Annotated in this window: 6 protein-coding genes, 3 rRNA genes and 4 pseudogenes; 5 read left to right on the top strand and 8 right to left on the bottom strand. The window is 49.9% G+C overall.

What is annotated here, in order from left to right:
• Window positions 1-37: 37 nt before the first annotated feature.
• Window positions 38-352, bottom strand: a pseudogene (locus AC3WS9_RS02165) (IS3 family transposase); the annotation flags it as partial.
• A gap of 356 nt (window positions 353-708) precedes the next feature.
• Between AC3WS9_RS02165 and AC3WS9_RS02160 the strand changes: the two are divergent.
• From AC3WS9_RS02160 to AC3WS9_RS02150, 3 genes are all read left to right on the top strand, one after another.
• Window positions 709-2,493 carry an AAA family ATPase gene (locus AC3WS9_RS02160; RefSeq protein WP_492486437.1) on the top strand — a complete coding sequence of 595 codons (1,785 nt, stop codon included), beginning with the start codon at window positions 709-711 and terminating at the stop codon, window positions 2,491-2,493.
• Window positions 2,486-4,267 (top strand): ATP-dependent helicase, encoded by a 1,782-nt coding sequence (locus AC3WS9_RS02155; protein ID WP_492486435.1) that lies wholly within the window; start codon window positions 2,486-2,488, stop codon window positions 4,265-4,267. The genes AC3WS9_RS02160 and AC3WS9_RS02155 overlap by 8 nt, the downstream gene beginning before the upstream one ends.
• A 533-nt stretch (window positions 4,268-4,800) precedes the next feature.
• Window positions 4,801-5,871 (top strand): DUF4238 domain-containing protein, encoded by a 1,071-nt coding sequence (locus tag AC3WS9_RS02150; RefSeq protein ID WP_492486433.1) that lies wholly within the window; start codon window positions 4,801-4,803, stop codon window positions 5,869-5,871.
• Between the two features lie 467 nt (window positions 5,872-6,338).
• Here AC3WS9_RS02150 and AC3WS9_RS02145 read toward each other — a convergent pair.
• From AC3WS9_RS02145 to AC3WS9_RS02120, 6 genes and pseudogenes are all read right to left on the bottom strand, one after another.
• Window positions 6,339-7,428 (bottom strand): annotated as a pseudogene (locus tag AC3WS9_RS02145) (IS3 family transposase).
• A gap of 40 nt (window positions 7,429-7,468) precedes the next feature.
• Window positions 7,469-7,858: pseudogene (locus AC3WS9_RS02140) on the bottom strand (IS21 family transposase); the annotation flags it as partial.
• Window positions 7,859-7,952: 94 nt separating this feature from the next.
• Window positions 7,953-8,816: pseudogene (locus AC3WS9_RS02135) on the bottom strand (IS110 family transposase); the annotation flags it as partial.
• Window positions 8,817-10,194: 1,378 nt separating this feature from the next.
• A 5S ribosomal RNA gene (rrf, locus tag AC3WS9_RS02130) occupies window positions 10,195-10,310 on the bottom strand.
• A gap of 96 nt (window positions 10,311-10,406) precedes the next feature.
• Window positions 10,407-13,312: ribosomal RNA gene (locus AC3WS9_RS02125) — 23S ribosomal RNA — on the bottom strand.
• A gap of 232 nt (window positions 13,313-13,544) precedes the next feature.
• Window positions 13,545-15,084: ribosomal RNA gene (locus AC3WS9_RS02120) — 16S ribosomal RNA — on the bottom strand.
• Together the 16S, 23S and 5S rRNA genes form the textbook arrangement of a ribosomal RNA operon.
• 506 nt (window positions 15,085-15,590) lie before the next feature.
• Here AC3WS9_RS02120 and AC3WS9_RS02115 point away from each other — a divergent pair.
• Window positions 15,591-16,544 (top strand): nickel/cobalt transporter, encoded by a 954-nt coding sequence (locus AC3WS9_RS02115; RefSeq protein WP_492486431.1) that lies wholly within the window; start codon window positions 15,591-15,593, stop codon window positions 16,542-16,544.
• 34 nt (window positions 16,545-16,578) lie between these two features.
• On the opposite strand, the gene proP is transcribed toward AC3WS9_RS02115, so the two are convergent.
• The gene (proP, locus tag AC3WS9_RS02110) at window positions 16,579-18,081 is read right to left on the bottom strand and encodes a glycine betaine/L-proline transporter ProP (protein WP_282494703.1); all 1,503 of its coding nucleotides are present in this window, start codon (window positions 18,079-18,081) and stop codon (window positions 16,579-16,581) included.
• A gap of 644 nt (window positions 18,082-18,725) precedes the next feature.
• On the opposite strand from proP, the gene kdgT reads away from it, so the two are divergent.
• Window positions 18,726-19,721 carry a 2-keto-3-deoxygluconate transporter gene (kdgT, locus tag AC3WS9_RS02105; RefSeq protein ID WP_282494704.1) on the top strand — a complete coding sequence of 332 codons (996 nt, stop codon included), beginning with the start codon at window positions 18,726-18,728 and terminating at the stop codon, window positions 19,719-19,721.
• The last annotated feature ends 10 nt before the right edge of the window (window positions 19,722-19,731 follow it).

Raw genomic sequence — 19,731 nt, 5'->3', positions numbered from 1 at the left:
ATGTCCGTCTCGGGGCTGCGGATGTTTTCCTGGACTGCTATGATGTGATCCCAAGATGCTGCCGGTACTTCACCGGACTCATTGCACCTAATGATAGTTTGATGCGCTTCTCGTTATACCAGCGTATATACCTGTCCAGGAAGCAGATAAATTTTTCCAGCGTTATGCCCGCCCAGTTTCTACCGTAGAACATTTCATTTTTGACCCGCCCGAAGAAGCCTTCACAGGCCGCGTTATCCGATGAGCACCCTTTTCGCGACATGGACCTTATAAGTCCGGATGTGTTGATACGATCCAGCCAGCCCGGCCATCGATAATGGCCACCCCGGTCGCTGTGTATTACCGGAGTTTCACCCCTGAGCGTATCGTTCGGCGGCTGACAACTCACCTCGCAGCTTAGAGTCTTAGGGATACAGATGCCGGTAAGAAGTATCAGCAGATCTAACGAATAAATCTTTAACCAATTTCCCACTCCATTTTTTTAAGAAAAACACTCATTGACAGTGGAAAAGCATAGGCATTTCAGTTAGAAATTATTATCCCTTATTAATGTAGTTACAGGATGAGTAACGCGTATGAGGCCAGCGCATCGGCTACTGGCTATCTGTATCAGTGCCGCTACGCGTTGCTAATGGGCCTGGAGGCTACTCTGGATTCTCCAGAGCTGAGAATTTCAATCGAAAAATTCGACGATAAAGAAGGATAATTATGTATCTGTCTAATTTAAGGATAAGGAACTTCCGGAACCTTGAGACGATTGATATTCCGCTGCGCGGAAACATTGTATTGCTGGGAGAAAATCGCGTTGGCAAAAGCAACCTGCTGTTCGCTATTCGCCTGGTGATTGACCCCACGCTACCTGATTCTGCTAGACAGCTCAAGCTGTCCGATTTCTGGGATGGCTGCGATGTATCCACTTCCCCACAAATTGAGGTGCATATTGATTTCGCTGATTTCGACAGTGACGCTTCCCTCTCTGCGTTGCTGACCGATTTTCGTACCGCAGAAAATCCCACCGTGGCACGCCTCAGCTACGTTTTTCGCAAAAAGGATGATATTGCCGGAACACTCAGGTCCAGTGAGGATTGTGAGTTTCTCGTGTATGGTGGAGGTCAGGAATCGCGCTCCATCCCAAGTCGCGTCCGTAGGCGAATAGCCATGGATATGCTTGATGCCTTGCGAGATGCAGAGGCCCAACTGGCTTCGTGGCGTAACTCTCCTCTTCGGCCTTTACTTGAAGATGCCTTTTCTTCCCTGAGTCGCGAAGATCTGGGTAGGGTTGCCAGTGCGCTTGAATCAACAACGGACACAATGGCAACCTTCCCTACCATTAAGAGCCTTGAGGAATCACTTCGTGTTGGCATTCTTGACATGGCAGGCCCTGCTCACGATTTAGATGCTCGCCTCCGTTTTGCACCCACGGACCCGCTCAGATTGATGCGCTCTATATCAATATTCATTGATAACGGAAAGAGAGGCATAACGGAAGCGAGCCTTGGTTCTGCAAACGTGGCCCTGATATCACTTAAGCTTGCTGAGTTTGCGTGGCGACGTGAAAAAAATGAAAGAAATTTCTCACTACTGTGTATTGAAGAACCTGAAGCTCACCTGCATCCTCAGCTTCAGCGCGCTGTGTTTGATAAACTCTTCAATAATGCCGATGAATCACAGTCACTGATTGTGACGAGCCATTCACCCGCACTGGCAAGCATTGTCCCACTTCGAACAGTTGTAAGTCTTCGCAGGGATCAGGAGGGACGCACTAAGGCTTTTTCCCTGGCTGAGCTCCCTGTAACCAGTGATGAACTTGATGACATTGAACGGTACCTCACAGCAACCAGAGCAGAACTACTTTTCGCAAAGGGAGTTATATTTGTGGAAGGCGATGCTGAGGAGGTTTTAATACCGGGCTTCGCAGAAGCCATGGGGATCAATCTTGATGAGCTTGGTATCACGGTATGTAGCGTTGCAGGAGTTAATTTTGAACCTTACGTTAAGCTTGCAGGTAGTTTAGGGATACGCATGGCTGTTATCACTGACTGGGACCCACTTGACGGAAGCAAGCCACCTTTGGGTAAGGCTCGAGCAATTAGTATCTGGGATGCTTTCTGTGAAGTTTGTTCAGATAAATACAAGCTGAGTGCAGCTGATAGAGCATGGTTTGTGGACAAAGGTTTTGAAGAGTGTAGAGACGTATGGAAACGAGCAGGCATATTTCTCAGTTCACAAACCTTTGAGGTTTCTGTAGCAAATACCCCAGGGCTGAAAGACGTATTGCTTAATATTCTCGATGAACAGGGTTATGGATCACTTCGCTCCTCAAGAATTGCTTCATGGCGTGCCGGTCAAATTCCTGATCCTCAGCAACTCCTTGCGATGATATCTGACATCGGTAAGGGTCGGCTGGCAGGAAAGTTGAAGAAGAAAGCGCCCGGGCTTGCACCACCTGACTACATTGCTGCAGCGATTCAGTATGTGGTGTCCAATGTCTGACCGCCACGCGCTGTCAACGGCGCTCAGAGAGCTTCTGCCCAACAAAGAGCAATATAACGCTGCCACCGCGCAAGGACATTGTGTTGTTATTGCCGGACCGGGTAGTGGAAAAACTAAAACCCTGACAACCGCCATGGCGCGTGCCCTCATGGATGACGTTGCTGACCCTCGCGGTGTGGCCTGTATTACCTACAATAATGAGTGTGCATCTGAACTTGAAGAACGCCTGGCCTGCTTTGGCATTGACGGCAGAGATCGAAACTTTATTGGTACCGTGCACAGCTTTGCTTTGACTCAGGTTTTAATTCCTTACTCACGTTGTATTCCAGACTTACTACCCATTGATTTTCGGGTCGCGACCCGAAATGAGTGCCGTATCGCAGTTGAGGAAGCTCATCAGGCAAGGTTCGGCGCAAACGGGGATCCTCATGCTAGATGGAAATTTGCAGAAGAGAAGCGGCGGCGTGACGTGAACAGGCAGTTGCCCTCCTGGCGGAATACCAATCCGGAGCTGGCAGACTTCATCGAAACGTATGAAGCCCAGCTTCGGGGTTCTGGCCTCATTGATTTTGATGATATGCCACTCATCGCCTTCCGTATGCTCAGGGAGCATGCCTGGATCCGTAATGCAATCCGGGCGCGCTATCCCGTCTTATTCGTGGACGAATATCAGGATCTGGGTCATGCCCTTCATGAGCTTGTGCTGCTGTTGTGCTTTGACGGTGGAATACGGCTGTTTGCGGTCGGTGATGCCGATCAGTCTATTTATGGATTCAATGGTGCAAACCCGCGCCTGCTGGACAGTCTCGTTGCCCGGGAAGAGGTGGAAACCTTTCGCCTTCGTTTCAACTACCGTTCCGGCGCCAAAATCATCAGGGCATCAATGGGGGCGCTGGGAGAAGAGCGAGATTACCGTGGTCCAGACGGAAGTGTTGAAGGGGAAATTGGTTTTCACGGAGTCAGAGGTGAATATGAGGCCCAGGCAAGTTATATCGCTCAGGTTTTAATTCCTTCCCTGACTGCCCGGGGATTTCAGCCAGAGCGCATCGGAGTGCTTTACCGGGCAGCATGGCTCGGCGATAAAGTTGCGGATGCGCTTAAGGCCGAAAATATCCCCCTGATCCGCACTGACGGGAATGCGTTAATAAAACGCACTTCCCGACTTGCCTGCTTAATTGAAGCCTGCAGCCAGTGGGTAACAGGAGGATGGAAAGAGGCGTCCCCTGCATTCTATCAGCTGATGGGCCAAGCACTTTCTGTGGTTTATGCTCGTCGCGCAAGCCGCCATGAAGAGCAAATTATGACCCTACAGCTCATCACATTTTTACGAAGTGGCATTGACGAAGCTGAAACTGCCCATGAGTGGCTTATGAGATTCGATAAAGAACTTATTTCCAGCTGGCGGGGCATCTCGCATAATCCGCAGCCGGAATGGCACGTAGTGACTGAGTTACTGAAACGAACCGATCCTGCTTCAGGGCTGGATATGGCTCTTACCGTATTTGCCGGTAAAGTGGAAGGCACCGGACGTGTCACCCTGAGCACCCTTCACAGTGCAAAAGGCCGAGAGTTTGATGTGGCCATTATATTTGGGGTCAATGACTATGATTTCCCCGGTAAACGCGATTTCGCCTCAGATAACGCCCTGCGTGAGGCACGACGGCTGTTTTATGTAGGCGTTACCCGTCCCCGCACTGAGTTGCACATGATTTATAAAGAGGGGAGACATTCTCCCTGGGTGACTGAGCTCTATCATCGCAGCCAGCAGGCATAGCGTCAGCTAAGCCATCCCGTTCAGTTGACAGAAGACGAAGTTTTGAACCACAGGGAGAATGTAGAGGATCGATCAGCACTAGAGATCCCATTGAGGTTCTGAAGGCACTGTTGATTAATGCGCTGCAACAGTGTAAGCCGGGTGTTATGCAATATTGCCACATCGCGGCTGCGGGAGTCATCTGAGACCTGTATCAGGGTTCAAATTGCCTGTATCAGGCACCATTGTTGATACAGATATATTATTAAATAATCAAAAGTGCTTAAAATAAGGAATATATTGTGCAAAAACATCTAGTAAACACACTCCCGGAATATATTTCATTGACAATTGCTGAAAGAACTCATGTCGCGCAAATGGAATGAGCTACCAGTGGCACCGCTCGGAAATCCGAATACAGAACTTTTATGGGATTTATTAATGCCAAAATTTCGATGCTACATAAAATATGTCCGGATTTGAATGTTAATTTTGTGAAAGTTTTAACGGATTTCAGAGTTGTACTTAGTAGATTTATTTACAGGGCATTTATAATGAGTGATTTAATTAATACTACGAGAAACCATCATTTCATATCACAAGTTGAACAAAGATGGAACGCATCCTCAAATCATGATAATCCTTCTTTAGCGAGAATTTGCAAGTATGAAATCCTTGATAAATCGTCTTTTGAGTTGCAAGTTACTAATCGGCCTCTCATTAAAAACACCTCAGCTAAAGATGATCTCTATACTTTAGAATTATTTGAATCGGGAAAAAGATTAAATCTAGAAAAATTCTTCGGTGTTTGGGAGGATAAGTATAACAAAATAATTTCTTCTTTTCACAGTTCGATTATGTACAAAATTGAATCAAATAACATAACATCTAAAAGTATAGATGGCTCGGATCTAATTGAAGATATCAAATATTTACAAAAATTGAAATTTCTTAATTTCATACGTAACCCTCATAACATAAAAAAATCCTTGGAATCATTTTCTTTCTGTAAGGATTTTATCATACAGGGTGACGGTAAGGAATTTGAATCTATTTTTAATTCTCTAGTCAATAATGATAAACGCCAAAGGGATCACATCTGTTCTAAATATGGCGTCAGTCCAGCCGAATATGATAGCTGGCTTAAACTTATCATTTTGTTTGTTTACTACGACGAAGGTATATCTCATTCATCCATTGATGGAATGATTGAAGAATATTTTAAGGCGAAAGAACTATATACTACAATAATAATTTCTTATTATACTGATTCTGCTCTCTCTCCGTTAGTTCCTGACATTGGTTCAATTGTGTATCCGGATTTAACTTATCAGTTCAATGTATCAAAAAATTGTTTTGTTTTATTAAAGCACACCCAAATTGACAGTGAAGACACTGTAATGTCGGTGATGAGAATCTGTGAAGAAATGAATAAACCTTATACAGAGGAAACACTTGATTTTTTCAAAAAAGAAATGGCTGGTAAAATTAATACATTTATTCGCGTTAATGACAAAGAACTTTTAGAGGCATACAATAAGCATTGTATAAAAGAGTCAGTTGAATTTGTTTATTCTGCGTCACCAATCGTAGTCGGTGCCAAGGTCATAAAAAAAGCCCAGTAGGGCTTTTTTTATCCGTTCCATCGGCCTGGACTTAGGCTAATCTCGCTAAGTAAACGTATACGTTCGTTCGCTTCTAACATCTCTAGTGCCTTTAAACCTGCTCTAACAACGTTTACTTTTGTTGCTCCGATGCTTTTGCTGTTTTCATCGATGTAGTTAATTTCATTTTCTCTAAGCGTAAACAGGGTTACCTTAACTTTCGTCCTGTAGGACGCTTATCACCAATACCGATAAATGTATTGATGCCTTGGTTTGTTTCTTGTGACTACTCGTCGTATTTTTGGCAGTTTCATCACTCAATCATTTCTTAAGCTGAACAGCATTGCTGACCAGCTTAAGTCTATTTAATCAGGTCAGTGAAGAAGTTCCGCAAGCAGAAGTTTTTAGGGCATTAATGAAAGAACCGGATTCAGCAAAGCTGTTCTTAAAAGGAATAGTGATCCTACCCACGTAATGAGGACACGGCCCTAAGCGAGGTTCTGGTTTTCAAACTGTTCCGGACTGAGGCCACCACACGCACTGTGTCGGCGCCACCGATTGTAATCACACTCGATATAATTAAATACCGCTGTTCGCATTAATTCCCGGCTGATAAAGCGTTCACCGTGGATACATTCCACCTTCAGCGAGTGGAAGAAGCTTTCCGCGCAGGCATTGTCGTAACAACATCCTTTGGCACTCATGCTACCGTGCAGATTATGTCGCTTCAGCAGCGTCTGATAGTCCGCCGAACAGTATTGCCCGCCGCGATCTGTATGGACAATGACATTTCCCGGTCGCTTACGTCGCCAGAGTGCCATCTGCAATGCATCGCAGGCCAGCTGCGCTGTCATCCGCGACGACATTGACCAACCGATGACAGCCCGCGACCACAGGTCAATCACCACCGCGAGGTACAGCCAGCCCTCGTCGGTGCGAAGATACGTGATGTCTCCTGCCCACTTCTGATTCGGACCACTCGCGTAAAAATCCTGTTTCAGCAGATTTTCAGACACCGCCAGGCCATGTTCTCTGTAGCTGACCGGGCTGAACTTACGGGCTGCCTTTGCACGAAGCCCCTGACGTCGCAGGCTGGCGGCAATGGTTTTGACGTTGTACTCAGGCAGTTCATCAGCGAGACGAGTCGGAACTGCTGACGTGGTGTTATCTGCTGACGACGCAGACGCCACGTATACCAGCCGCTGCGGGCGACCCGCAGTACCCGGCACATGGCTTTGACGCTGAACTCAGCCCGATGATTTTCGATGAAGACATACTTCATTTCAGGCGCTTCGCGAAGTATGTCGCGGCCTTTTGGAGAATGGCCAGCTCCTCTGCCTGTTCCGCCAGTTGGCGCTTAAGACGGGCAATTTCAACGGACATTTCCTGCTCACGCTCGGAAGAGCTGCGGGCATTGTTAATCTTACTGCGCCAGGCGTAGAGCTGGGATTCGTACAGACTGAGTTCCCGGGCAGCGGCAGTAACACCGATATGTTCCGCAAGCTTCAGGGCTTCGTTGCGAAAATCAGGCGTGTGCTGCTTGCGGGGCTTCTTACTGGTTGATGCTGGTTTGGTCATGAGTCACCTCTGGTTGAGAGTTTACTCACTTAGTCGTGTGTCCACTATTCGCGGGTAGGATCAGTTGCCGGAACATCACTTCCTGTTCAGCACCATACTGCAGTTTCCACTCGCGGACCCGCCGCTGCATAGTCCTGCGGAGGCTGCTGGGGTACTGGCCAGGATATTTATCCTGCAGCATTTCCAGCAGGGTCGTGGGCATCAGGGCGGGCCTTTCCTTCAACAGGGGAACAAGCTCGTTGTCCCAGACGGCCTCAAGCGGATCTTTACGTGTCCGCCAGTGACGATTACCGGTTTTAGACCACTGATCTTTTTCGATCCTGCGGCCCGAGCGAACAGAGATACCGGCCTTCATGGCCGAGATATGCTGGGTTACACCTTTTTTACGCTGAGTCATGTAATAACTGACCTGATGAGTATTGAGCGTCACGCCATTTCCTGTGGGATCATGAACATGGTGCTCAGATTACAAAATCGGCCAGAATAATCAGCGCCAACCGGACTGAGTTATTGTCGTCTCATAGTGGGCCCATACACGGCCCCATGCCCGGAAGTGATTTGAACAGCCCCGCATCTGGCAATGTGTCAAACAGCGTTTCGATTCGTTCGTCATAGGTTTTGATGATTTCACTCACGACTTTAATTTGTGTAGCCAGTGCTGTAGTCATCAAAGCATTAGCCTCTATAACGCTCGGATCTGTGTTCAATGGGATCGCGTTATCAATACTCACCACACGCTGCTCGGTAAGAGCCATTGCGCGGTCACCTTTGGCATTGAGAAAGTTGCGGATCGTGTCGCGCCTGGCTCGTTTCAGTTGTTGCAGACTGGGCCACCGTATGATCAGTTCACACAACAGTAAGCTACCCCGATGTGAGAACCACTCCAGGGGCTGAGGATAATACTGTTTAAGCGTGTTGATTATCCGGTTCACAAAACGGCGTTTATCGTCAACCAGTTGACGACGCTGCTCAACCAGTTGCTGGAGTAACCGGATATCCGCATTGTCGGGTTCAATGGCTTTTATCTTTTGGGGATAGCGCAGCATTAACTCTAATGCCAGCTCGGCATCCTGCGGGTCATCTTTAGCACCGCTGGGCGAGAAGGCTTGCCGGTAACGAGCGAGGGACAAAGCGTGGACGGGAAAAATGGTGATAAACGGATATTTCTGAAGAGCATACACCACGGGTCCCTTCTTCAGCTCAAGAGCTATAGCGATCCTGCCTTTTACCTTCTGGTGTAACTCGGTAAGCCAGGCATCAAGCGCTTCTGCTGTATGTTCAATCACATGGAATACGCGTTCACCGTTTTTAAACTGAATACAGACATCGTGTTTTTTATCTACCCAGTCCAGACCAACATGTACAGCAAATTGATTAGTCGCAGTCATCACCAACTCCTTTCATCGGGGATTGGTATGCATTCCACGCTCTTCGAAAGAAATATAGCCAGCAGTTTATCTGCATGCCCTGAGTATTCGTTAGCGAACGTGGAGCACCTACTGGCTCGAAAGAAAAGCGGCGATCATCACGTGATTCTCGCTCAATATTCGTAACCAGTAAGCGCATACCCTGAATCACTTAAAAGTGTAATTCTCAGGGTGCGAATGACTATATATCGCTCATTGCCGACATTGGTTCAGAGCATTTATCATAATTTCCTAGTTGTACGCACAGCCAAAACGGGTGATAACGTTTCTGGCGGATAGCCGGTAAAAAGGGTAACAAACCACCCGAAAACCCGCCAGAAACGCGTAGAAAACATTTTACGCAATACATAACGATGAAGGAAGACGCATGATTTCCTATTTAATCCAAGGGAATAGAGGTGGCGCCTTCTGCAAACTTTTTACAGCTAAGGGGGTCCCCTCATACAGAACGGAAATTTAGCCATTAAAACTTTCACTAACCGTCACGATTGCCCAATCAGCCTGCCAAGATGAAGCCATCTACGTCAGTATCAGATCAAACAAAACGGCGCGGAGTCACCCGATGTTATCGTCCGTAGCTCTGTAGAACAGTTCAGAACCTTCAATTCCAGCGGGTTTATCAGTCAACTCTATGACAAAGAATCGATAGCCCGAAAATCAGAAGAAAGATTAACCACCTTTCAGGAGATTATTGACGATAGAGGGAAATTCGCAGATTTGAAACATTATCACTTCTGGTACGGTGAGGAAGCAGGGTCTGCTTTCTGGACGAAGAGCCAGCTGGTTTAAAAATTACTTTATCTGGCCATTCCGATAGTAACCTTGGTAGAAATTTAAACCAATCCATTCCGGTATCATATACAGACTTGGACACATAATACCCTCTCTTCTTAACCGCGTTTATATCGTGATAACCATCACAAAACCAAAGCGATACTTTTACGGGGGCTTTTGTGGGGGCTCTGCTTGCGATAAACACCAACAAAAGCATTTGGAAACCAATGCCTTAATCGCATTCATGATCCCGAGTCCGGCACCACTATTTAAAGAACCCAGCCTATGGCTGGGTTTTTGCTTTGGGGATCCGGTAGATTTTGGCCGCGTCGCTCAACTCAATTCTTCAGTTTGAACATCTCTTCTATCATCACTCCGCTCGAATTCCACACACATGTAGCTGCGCCAGAAATGACGTGATCAATGATATTGATAAGGTTTTAGTTTTGATTTAAGGCCGTATGGCTGGGCTGGAACCGGAGTTTTTGTTGTTTGATGGCTTATTTTAGAAAGGACAAAAACGCAAAAAGGCCATCCTTTCGGATGGCCTCTTCACTTAATTGATGCCTGGCAGTTCCCTACTCTCACATGGGGAGACCCCACACTACCATCGGCGCTACGGCGTTTCACTTCTGAGTTCGGCATGGGGTCAGGTGGGACCACCGCGCTAAAGCCGCCAGGCAAATTCTGTTTATCAACCCGCTTTGGCCGGTTGATTAATCTGTTATCAGGCTGAAAATCTCGTCTCTGCTTTCGCCAAAACATCTTCGGCGTTGTAAGGTTAAGCCTCACGGTTCATTAGTACTGGTTAGCTCAATACATCGCTGCACTTACACACCCAGCCTATCAACGTCGTAGTCTTCAACGTTCCTTCAGGACTCTCAAGGAGTCAGGGAGAACTCATCTCGGGGCAAGTTTCGTGCTTAGATGCTTTCAGCACTTATCTTTTCCGCATTTAGCTACCGGGCAATGCCATTGGCATGACAACCCGAACACCAGTGATGCGTCCACTCCGGTCCTCTCGTACTAGGAGCAGCCCCCCTCAATTCTCCAGCGCCCACGGCAGATAGGGACCGAACTGTCTCACGACGTTCTAAACCCAGCTCGCGTACCACTTTAAACGGCGAACAGCCGTACCCTTGGGACCTACTTCAGCCCCAGGATGTGATGAGCCGACATCGAGGTGCCAAACACCGCCGTCGATATGAACTCTTGGGCGGTATCAGCCTGTTATCCCCGGAGTACCTTTTATCCGTTGAGCGATGGCCCTTCCATTCAGAACCACCGGATCACTATGACCTGCTTTCGCACCTGCTCGAGCCGTCACTCTCGCAGTCAAGCTAGCTTATGCCATTGCACTAACCTCCTGATGTCCGACCAGGATTAGCTAACCTTCGTGCTCCTCCGTTACTCTTTAGGAGGAGACCGCCCCAGTCAAACTACCCACCAGACACTGTCCGCAACCCGGATTACGGGTCTACGTTAGAACACCAGCCATTAAAGGGTGGTATTTCAAGGTCGGCTCCACGCAGACTGGCGTCCACGCTTCAAAGCCTCCCACCTATCCTACACATCAAGGACCAGTGTTCAGTGTCAAGCTATAGTAAAGGTTCACGGGGTCTTTCCGTCTTGCCGCGGGTACACTGCATCTTCACAGCGAGTTCAATTTCACTGAGTCTCGGGTGGAGACAGCCTGGCCATCATTACGCCATTCGTGCAGGTCGGAACTTACCCGACAAGGAATTTCGCTACCTTAGGACCGTTATAGTTACGGCCGCCGTTTACCGGGGCTTCGATCAAGAGCTTCGCCTTACAGCTAACCCCATCAATTAACCTTCCGGCACCGGGCAGGCGTCACACCGTATACGTCCACTTTCGTGTTTGCACAGTGCTGTGTTTTTAATAAACAGTTGCAGCCAGCTGGTATCTTCGACTGGTTTCAGCTCCGTCCGCAGGGACTTCACCTACACACCAGCGTGCCTTCTCCCGAAGTTACGGCACCATTTTGCCTAGTTCCTTCACCCGAGTTCTCTCAAGCGCCTTGGTATTCTCTACCTGACCACCTGTGTCGGTTTGGGGTACGATTTGATGTTACCTGATGCTTAGAGGCTTTTCCTGGAAGCAGGGCATTTGTTACTTCAGCACCGTAGTGCCTCGTCATCACACCTCAGCGTTAAAAAAGGTCCGGATTTACCTAAACCTTCCGCCTACATGCTTAAACCGGGACAACCGTCGCCCGGCTAACATAGCCTTCTCCGTCCCCCCTTCGCAGTAACACCGAGTACAGGAATATTAACCTGTTTCCCATCGACTACGCCTTTCGGCCTCGCCTTAGGGGTCGACTCACCCTGCCCCGATTAACGTTGGACAGGAACCCTTGGTCTTCCGGCGAGCGGGCTTTTCACCCGCTTTATCGTTACTTATGTCAGCATTCGCACTTCTGATACCTCCAGCATCCCTCACAGGACACCTTCAACGGCTTACAGAACGCTCCCCTACCCAACAACGCATAAGCGTCGCTGCCGCAGCTTCGGTGCATGGTTTAGCCCCGTTACATCTTCCGCGCAGGCCGACTCGACCAGTGAGCTATTACGCTTTCTTTAAATGATGGCTGCTTCTAAGCCAACATCCTGGCTGTCTGTGCCTTCCCACATCGTTTCCCACTTAACCATGACTTTGGGACCTTAGCTGGCGGTCTGGGTTGTTTCCCTCTTCACGACGGACGTTAGCACCCGCCGTGTGTCTCCCGTGATAACATTCTTCGGTATTCGTAGTTTGCATCGGGTTGGTAAGCCGGGATGGCCCCCTAGCCGAAACAGTGCTCTACCCCCGAAGATGAGTTCACGAGGCGCTACCTAAATAGCTTTCGGGGAGAACCAGCTATCTCCCGGTTTGATTGGCCTTTCACCCCCAGCCACAAGTCATCCGCTAATTTTTCAACATTAGTCGGTTCGGTCCTCCAGTTAGTGTTACCCAACCTTCAACCTGCCCATGGCTAGATCACCGGGTTTCGGGTCTATACCCTGCAACTTAACGCCCAGTTAAGACTCGGTTTCCCTTCGGCTCCCCTATACGGTTAACCTTGCTACAGAATATAAGTCGCTGACCCATTATACAAAAGGTACGCAGTCACCCCATAAAGAGGCTCCCACTGCTTGTACGTACACGGTTTCAGGTTCTTTTTCACTCCCCTCGCCGGGGTTCTTTTCGCCTTTCCCTCACGGTACTGGTTCACTATCGGTCAGTCAGGAGTATTTAGCCTTGGAGGATGGTCCCCCCATATTCAGACAGGATACCACGTGTCCCGCCCTACTCTTCGAGTTCACAGCGTGTGCATTTTTGTGTACGGGACTATCACCCTGTACCGTCGGACTTTCCAGACCGTTCCACTAACACACGCGCTGATTCAGACTCTGGGCTCCTCCCCGTTCGCTCGCCGCTACTGGGGGAATCTCGGTTGATTTCTTTTCCTCGGGGTACTTAGATGTTTCAGTTCCCCCGGTTCGCCTCATGCCACTATGTATTCATGACATGATAGTGTGTCGAAACACACTGGGTTTCCCCATTCGGGTATCGCCGGGTCAAAGGTTCATATCACCTCGCCGACGCTTATCGCAGATTAGCACGCCCTTCATCGCCTCTGACTGCCAGGGCATCCACCGTGTACGCTTAGTCGCTTAACCTCACAACCCGAAGATGTTTCGTAAAACATCTCGTGTTGCGAAAATTTGAGAGACTCGAACACACCGTCATTCTGTTCTTATTACGGAGAACAGACGCAGCGTGTCGTTTCAATTTTCAGCTTGATCCAGATTTTTAAAGAGCAAAACTTCTTAATGCACTCGGAAGTACATTCAGAAGTTCATCATTTATCAGACAATCTGTGTGGACACTACAAAGGCAGGTTCTTTCAGGTAAGGAGGTGATCCAACCGCAGGTTCCCCTACGGTTACCTTGTTACGACTTCACCCCAGTCATGAATCACAAAGTGGTAAGCGCCCTCCCGAAGGTTAAGCTACCTACTTCTTTTGCAACCCACTCCCATGGTGTGACGGGCGGTGTGTACAAGGCCCGGGAACGTATTCACCGTAGCATTCTGATCTACGATTACTAGCGATTCCGACTTCATGGAGTCGAGTTGCAGACTCCAATCCGGACTACGACGCACTTTATGAGGTCCGCTTGCTCTCGCGAGGTCGCTTCTCTTTGTATGCGCCATTGTAGCACGTGTGTAGCCCTACTCGTAAGGGCCATGATGACTTGACGTCATCCCCACCTTCCTCCAGTTTATCACTGGCAGTCTCCTTTGAGTTCCCGGCCGAACCGCTGGCAACAAAGGATAAGGGTTGCGCTCGTTGCGGGACTTAACCCAACATTTCACAACACGAGCTGACGACAGCCATGCAGCACCTGTCTCACGGTTCCCGAAGGCACTAAAGCATCTCTGCTAAATTCCGTGGATGTCAAGAGTAGGTAAGGTTCTTCGCGTTGCATCGAATTAAACCACATGCTCCACCGCTTGTGCGGGCCCCCGTCAATTCATTTGAGTTTTAACCTTGCGGCCGTACTCCCCAGGCGGTCGACTTAACGCGTTAGCTCCGGAAGCCACTCCTCAAGGGAACAACCTCCAAGTCGACATCGTTTACGGCGTGGACTACCAGGGTATCTAATCCTGTTTGCTCCCCACGCTTTCGCACCTGAGCGTCAGTCTTTGTCCAGGGGGCCGCCTTCGCCACCGGTATTCCTCCAGATCTCTACGCATTTCACCGCTACACCTGGAATTCTACCCCCCTCTACAAGACTCTAGCCTGCCAGTTTCGAATGCAGTTCCCAGGTTGAGCCCGGGGATTTCACATCCGACTTGACAGACCGCCTGCGTGCGCTTTACGCCCAGTAATTCCGATTAACGCTTGCACCCTCCGTATTACCGCGGCTGCTGGCACGGAGTTAGCCGGTGCTTCTTCTGCGAGTAACGTCAATCACTGTGGTTATTAACCACAATGCCTTCCTCCTCGCTGAAAGTACTTTACAACCCGAAGGCCTTCTTCATACACGCGGCATGGCTGCATCAGGCTTTCGCCCATTGTGCAATATTCCCCACTGCTGCCTCCCGTAGGAGTCTGGACCGTGTCTCAGTTCCAGTGTGGCTGGTCATCCTCTCAGACCAGCTAGGGATCGTCGCCTAGGTGAGCCATTACCCCACCTACTAGCTAATCCCATCTGGGCACATCTGATGGCAAGAGGCCCGAAGGTCCCCCTCTTTGGTCTTGCGACGTTATGCGGTATTAGCTACCGTTTCCAGTAGTTATCCCCCTCCATCAGGCAGTTTCCCAGACATTACTCACCCGTCCGCCGCTCGTCACCCGAGAGCAAGCTCTCTGTGCTACCGCTCGACTTGCATGTGTTAGGCCTGCCGCCAGCGTTCAATCTGAGCCATGATCAAACTCTTCAATTTAAGTTTGATGCTCGTGAATTAAACTTCGTAATGAATTACGTATGTTCACTCAGAGACTTTGGTATTCATTTAGCGTCTTTCGACGTTTAGAATCCATGTCACTTTGAGTGCCCACACAGATTGTCTGATAAATTGTTAAAGAGCAGTGCAACGCGGCTTTCGCTCACCGTTGCGAGGTGGCGTATATTACGCTTTCCTCTTTCAGAGTCAACCCTGAATTTCAGGATTTTTTCTCTTCAACCGACCCGGTGGTTAGTGTGAAGTGATTCACATCTGCCGTGTCGATGGAGGCGCATTATAGGGAGTTCTCGTCAGGCCGCAACCGCTAAATGACAGAAAAATGACTGACTGCTGCATTCCACAGCAAAACCCCGCCTTATACCTGTTTGCACACAGACTTATCCACAATCGCGGCGAAATTCCCACCGCACAGCACCTTCATCTTCAATTCCTGTCGCCGTCAGAAACGCTATACTTGCCAAAAATTCCATCCCGCAGGCCATACCATGACTACACAACGTCTCGCGCGTGACTGGCGTCTCCCCACTGCCGGGCTGATGGCGCTGGCGATTCTGCTGGCAGCCTTTACGCTACACGCCCACTGGAACGCTTTTATCCAGTGGTGCCTCGCCACGCAAATCACCCTGCACCGCTATCTGGTGATGTACCTTCTGCAGCTCAACAACCATCAGTACATAGGCGGGCTGTGGCTACTGACGGGCGCGTTCTTCTATGGTGTGCTTCACGCGATTGGGCCGGGTCACGGTAAATTCATCGTCACCACTTATCTCTCTACTAATAAAGAAAGCCAACTCGCCGCGCGCGTGGTGCCCTTTCTCGGCAGCCTGATGCAGGGCGTGAGCGCCATTCTCTTCGTCTTTATATTAGCCGTGGGATTTAATCTCGCGTCGGGCGATCTCAGCGCCAGCCGCTGGTACGTGGAGAAGGTCAGCGCCGTCCTGATCGGCGCATTCGGCGCGTTCGTGATTTATCAGGCGCTGAAAAGCCTGCGTCCGCGCAGAATGACGGTTCACGCTCTGAAGCCTCTTCATCAACATAATGAAGACTGCGGCTGCGGTCATCACGGTGTCGGCGCAGATTTAACCGCTGGCGACTGGAAAACACGACTGGGCGTGATCCTGGCCATCGGCGCGCGCCCGTGCAGCGGGGCGATCATGATCCTGATGTTTTCGAATGCGCTGGGGATTGTGACCTGGGGGATTGCAGCGGTGATGACCATGTCACTCGGGACAGCGCTGTCGATCATGGGACTATCACTGGCAGTACGTTATGCCCGTGAACGCACGGTCGCTTTCTTCGGCGGCGGGTCAAACCTGAGCTGGCTGGTGCCGGTGGCAAAAATCGCCGGAGGGATTGTGTTGATCCTGTTCGCGACCGTGCTGTTCTTAACGGTCATTCCGATCAGCGCCAACGGCGATTTCATTGCCGCAGGCTGTTAATGAAAAAACCCGCCAGCGGCGGGTTTTTCGTGTGTTACTCGTTAATCCGTGGATGCTGATCCACCAGGCGAGAACGTTTCTTCTGCAGCTCTTCTATCTCTACATCAATGTCTTCAATCTTCTGTTCAACATTATCGTAGTGCTCGCGCAGGATCTCTTTCGCTTCCTGAATATCCGATGCCGCTGGCGTCGCCCCTTTCAGAGGACGGTTGGCGGTCTCTTTCATCGTCAGGCCGGTCACCAGACCGATCACCGCGATAACCATCAGATAATAAGCAGGCATCATCAGGTTCTGAGTGCTTTCGACCAGCGAGGCCGCCAGCGTTGGCGTCAGACCGGCAATCAGGACCGAGATATTAAATGCCGCCGCCAGCGCACTGTAACGAATGTGCGTCGGGAACATCGCCGGAAGCGTGGACGCCATCACCCCGATAAAGCAGTTGAGGATCACCGCCAGCATCAGCAGACCGGCAAAAATCAGGCCCAGTACATTACTGTTAATCAGGATAAAGGCCGGGATCGCCAGAGCGAACAGCGCGACGCTGCCCAGAATAATGAACGGACGACGACCGAAGCGGTCACTCATCAGACCCATAATCGGCTGCACAAACAGCATACCGACCATGATGGCGATGATAATCAGTACGCCGTGATCTTCTGAATAGTGCAGGTTGTGTGACAGGTAGCTTGGCATATAGGTGAGCAACATGTAGTACGTCACGTTGGTTGAAATCACCAGACCGATACAGGTCAGCAGGCTACGCCAGTGCTTGGTGGCAATCTCACGGAACGACACTTTCGGTCCTTCCTGCAAGCCTTCGCGGTCGCCCTGCTCCAGCTTCTCAACGTGCTGCTGGAACGCCGGGGTCTCTTCTAATGCGTGACGCAGATACAGGCCGATAATACCCAGCGGCAGCGCCAGGAAGAACGGAATACGCCAGCCCCACTCGAGGAAGTTCGCTTCACCGACGACGGTGGAGATCAACACCACCACGCCCGCACCCAGCACAAACCCGGCAATCGAGCCAAAGTCCAGCCAACTTCCCATAAAGCCACGTTTACGGTCCGGGGAGTATTCCGCGACGAAAATCGATGCGCCCGTGTACTCACCGCCGACCGAGAAGCCCTGCGCCATTTTACACAGCAGCAGCAGGATAGGTGCCCAGATGCCAATGGTGGCGTAGGACGGGATCAGGCCGATACAGAAGGTACTTATCGACATAATCACGATGGTAATGGCGAGAATTTTCTGGCGACCGTATTTATCGCCCAGCATCCCGAAGAACAGCCCACCGAGCGGGCGGATCAGGAAGGGTACGGAGAAGGTACCTAGCGCTGCAATCATCTGCAGGCTGGGATCGGCACCGGGGAAGAACACTTTACCTAATGCGTAGGCAACGAAGCCATAAACACCAAAGTCAAACCACTCCATCGCGTTACCCAGCGAAGCAGCGGTAATGGCCTTGCGCAGTTTACCGTCATCAATGATGGTGACGTCACCCAATGTAATGGGTTTTACTTTTTTCCTTTTAAGCATTGCTATCCTCGTAGACTCAGCCCTGTCCATACCACAGATATTCTTGCGGTCTGTGAACCTGAGATTCGCCTCATGCGAATCTTCTTCTTCAAGCGTAGCAGGTTTACTTACATTGACGTTTCTCGTCGATACAACCGAACCTGTTGACGCCTGTCTGGGCAGTTAATGACCTCTTTACCCTACCAGCGTTTAAATTAGTGATCAACTTCACAAAAATTTACGTATGACGTCAGAAGTTGTCAGAAAACGTAAAACCCCCTCTCTTCATAATGATGATTTATCAGACTTAAGATAATTATTACGCAGGTTATTATTTTTCCTGCAACGGCAGAAAATCACTCACATTCATTCACATCCAATTCACAGCTTTTTTAATTACAAGCGCTCCGTTTCGCAGTTTACTTAAATATGTGATCGAGATAACTAAAACCATGTTTCATTTTGATTGAATCGCAATTCCAATGATCGCATGATAAGCCCGAACACGCCGCCGAGGATGCTACTCACCCACCGTTTAAACGTGTAAACGGATTGCGGCCTGTGCATAACCAGACGAAACACCAGGCATTTAACTTACTGAATGTCATCATTGTTTTTACCTGACTTGTCCGCCAGAAACGCGAGATAAGATGTGAGGATTTATCATGAAGATCAAAGCCACGATTGAACGCATCCCTGGCGGGATGATGCTGGTCCCTCTGGTACTTGGCGCAATTCTAAATACGCTGGCACCGAATACCGGTGCTTATTTCGGTGGGTTCACAAAAGGAATGATTACCGGCACCGTGCCGATTCTCGCGGTGTGGTTTTTCTGTATTGGCGCGTCAATTAATTTACGGGCAACGGGCACCGTTCTGCGCAAATCCGGCACGCTGGTCATCACCAAAATTGCCGTTGCCTGGGTGGCCGCGATGGTCTGCGCCATGTTTATTCCTGAGAACGGAATTCAGACCGGATTCTTCGCCGGATTATCCGTTCTGGCGATTGTTTCCGCGATGGATATGACCAACGGCGGTCTGTACGCCAGCCTGATGAACCAGTACGGCACCAAAGAAGAGTCGGGCGCATTCGTACTGATGTCGCTGGAATCCGGCCCGCTGATGACCATGCTGATCCTCGGCTCTGCCGGTCTGGCCACCTTCGAACCACACCATTTTGTGGGCGCGATCCTGCCGTTCCTGATCGGTTTCGCCCTGGGTAACCTCGACACCGACCTGCGCGATTTCTTCAGCAAAGCCACACCGGTGCTGATTCCATTCTTCGGCTTCGCGCTGGGCAATACCATTAACCTGGGCGTGATTATGGACACCGGCCTGCTGGGCATCGCCCTCGGCATCGCGGTTATCGTCATCACCGGTATTCCACTGATTATCGCGGACCGCGTGATTGGGGGAGGGAATGGGACCGCTGGTGTCGCCGCATCATCCGCTGCCGGAGCAGCCGTGGCGAACCCGGTGATTATCGCGCAGATTAACCCGGCCTTCGAACCGGTCGCTGCCTCAGCCACCGCGCTGGTCGCCGCAGCGGTGATTGTGACCGCGATTGTGGTGCCGATCATTACGGCGCTGTATTCCAAACGCTACGGCACGCTTTCGCAGACGGAAACTGAGCCACAGCCGGTTGAATCCTTACCTCACTAAGATTGTGACA

It is taken from the genome of Lelliottia sp. EB106-05-01-XG201, from assembly GCF_058791735.1.
The sequence above is the reverse complement of the archived record's forward strand: the minus strand, read 5'-3'. Positions and strand labels throughout refer to the sequence as shown.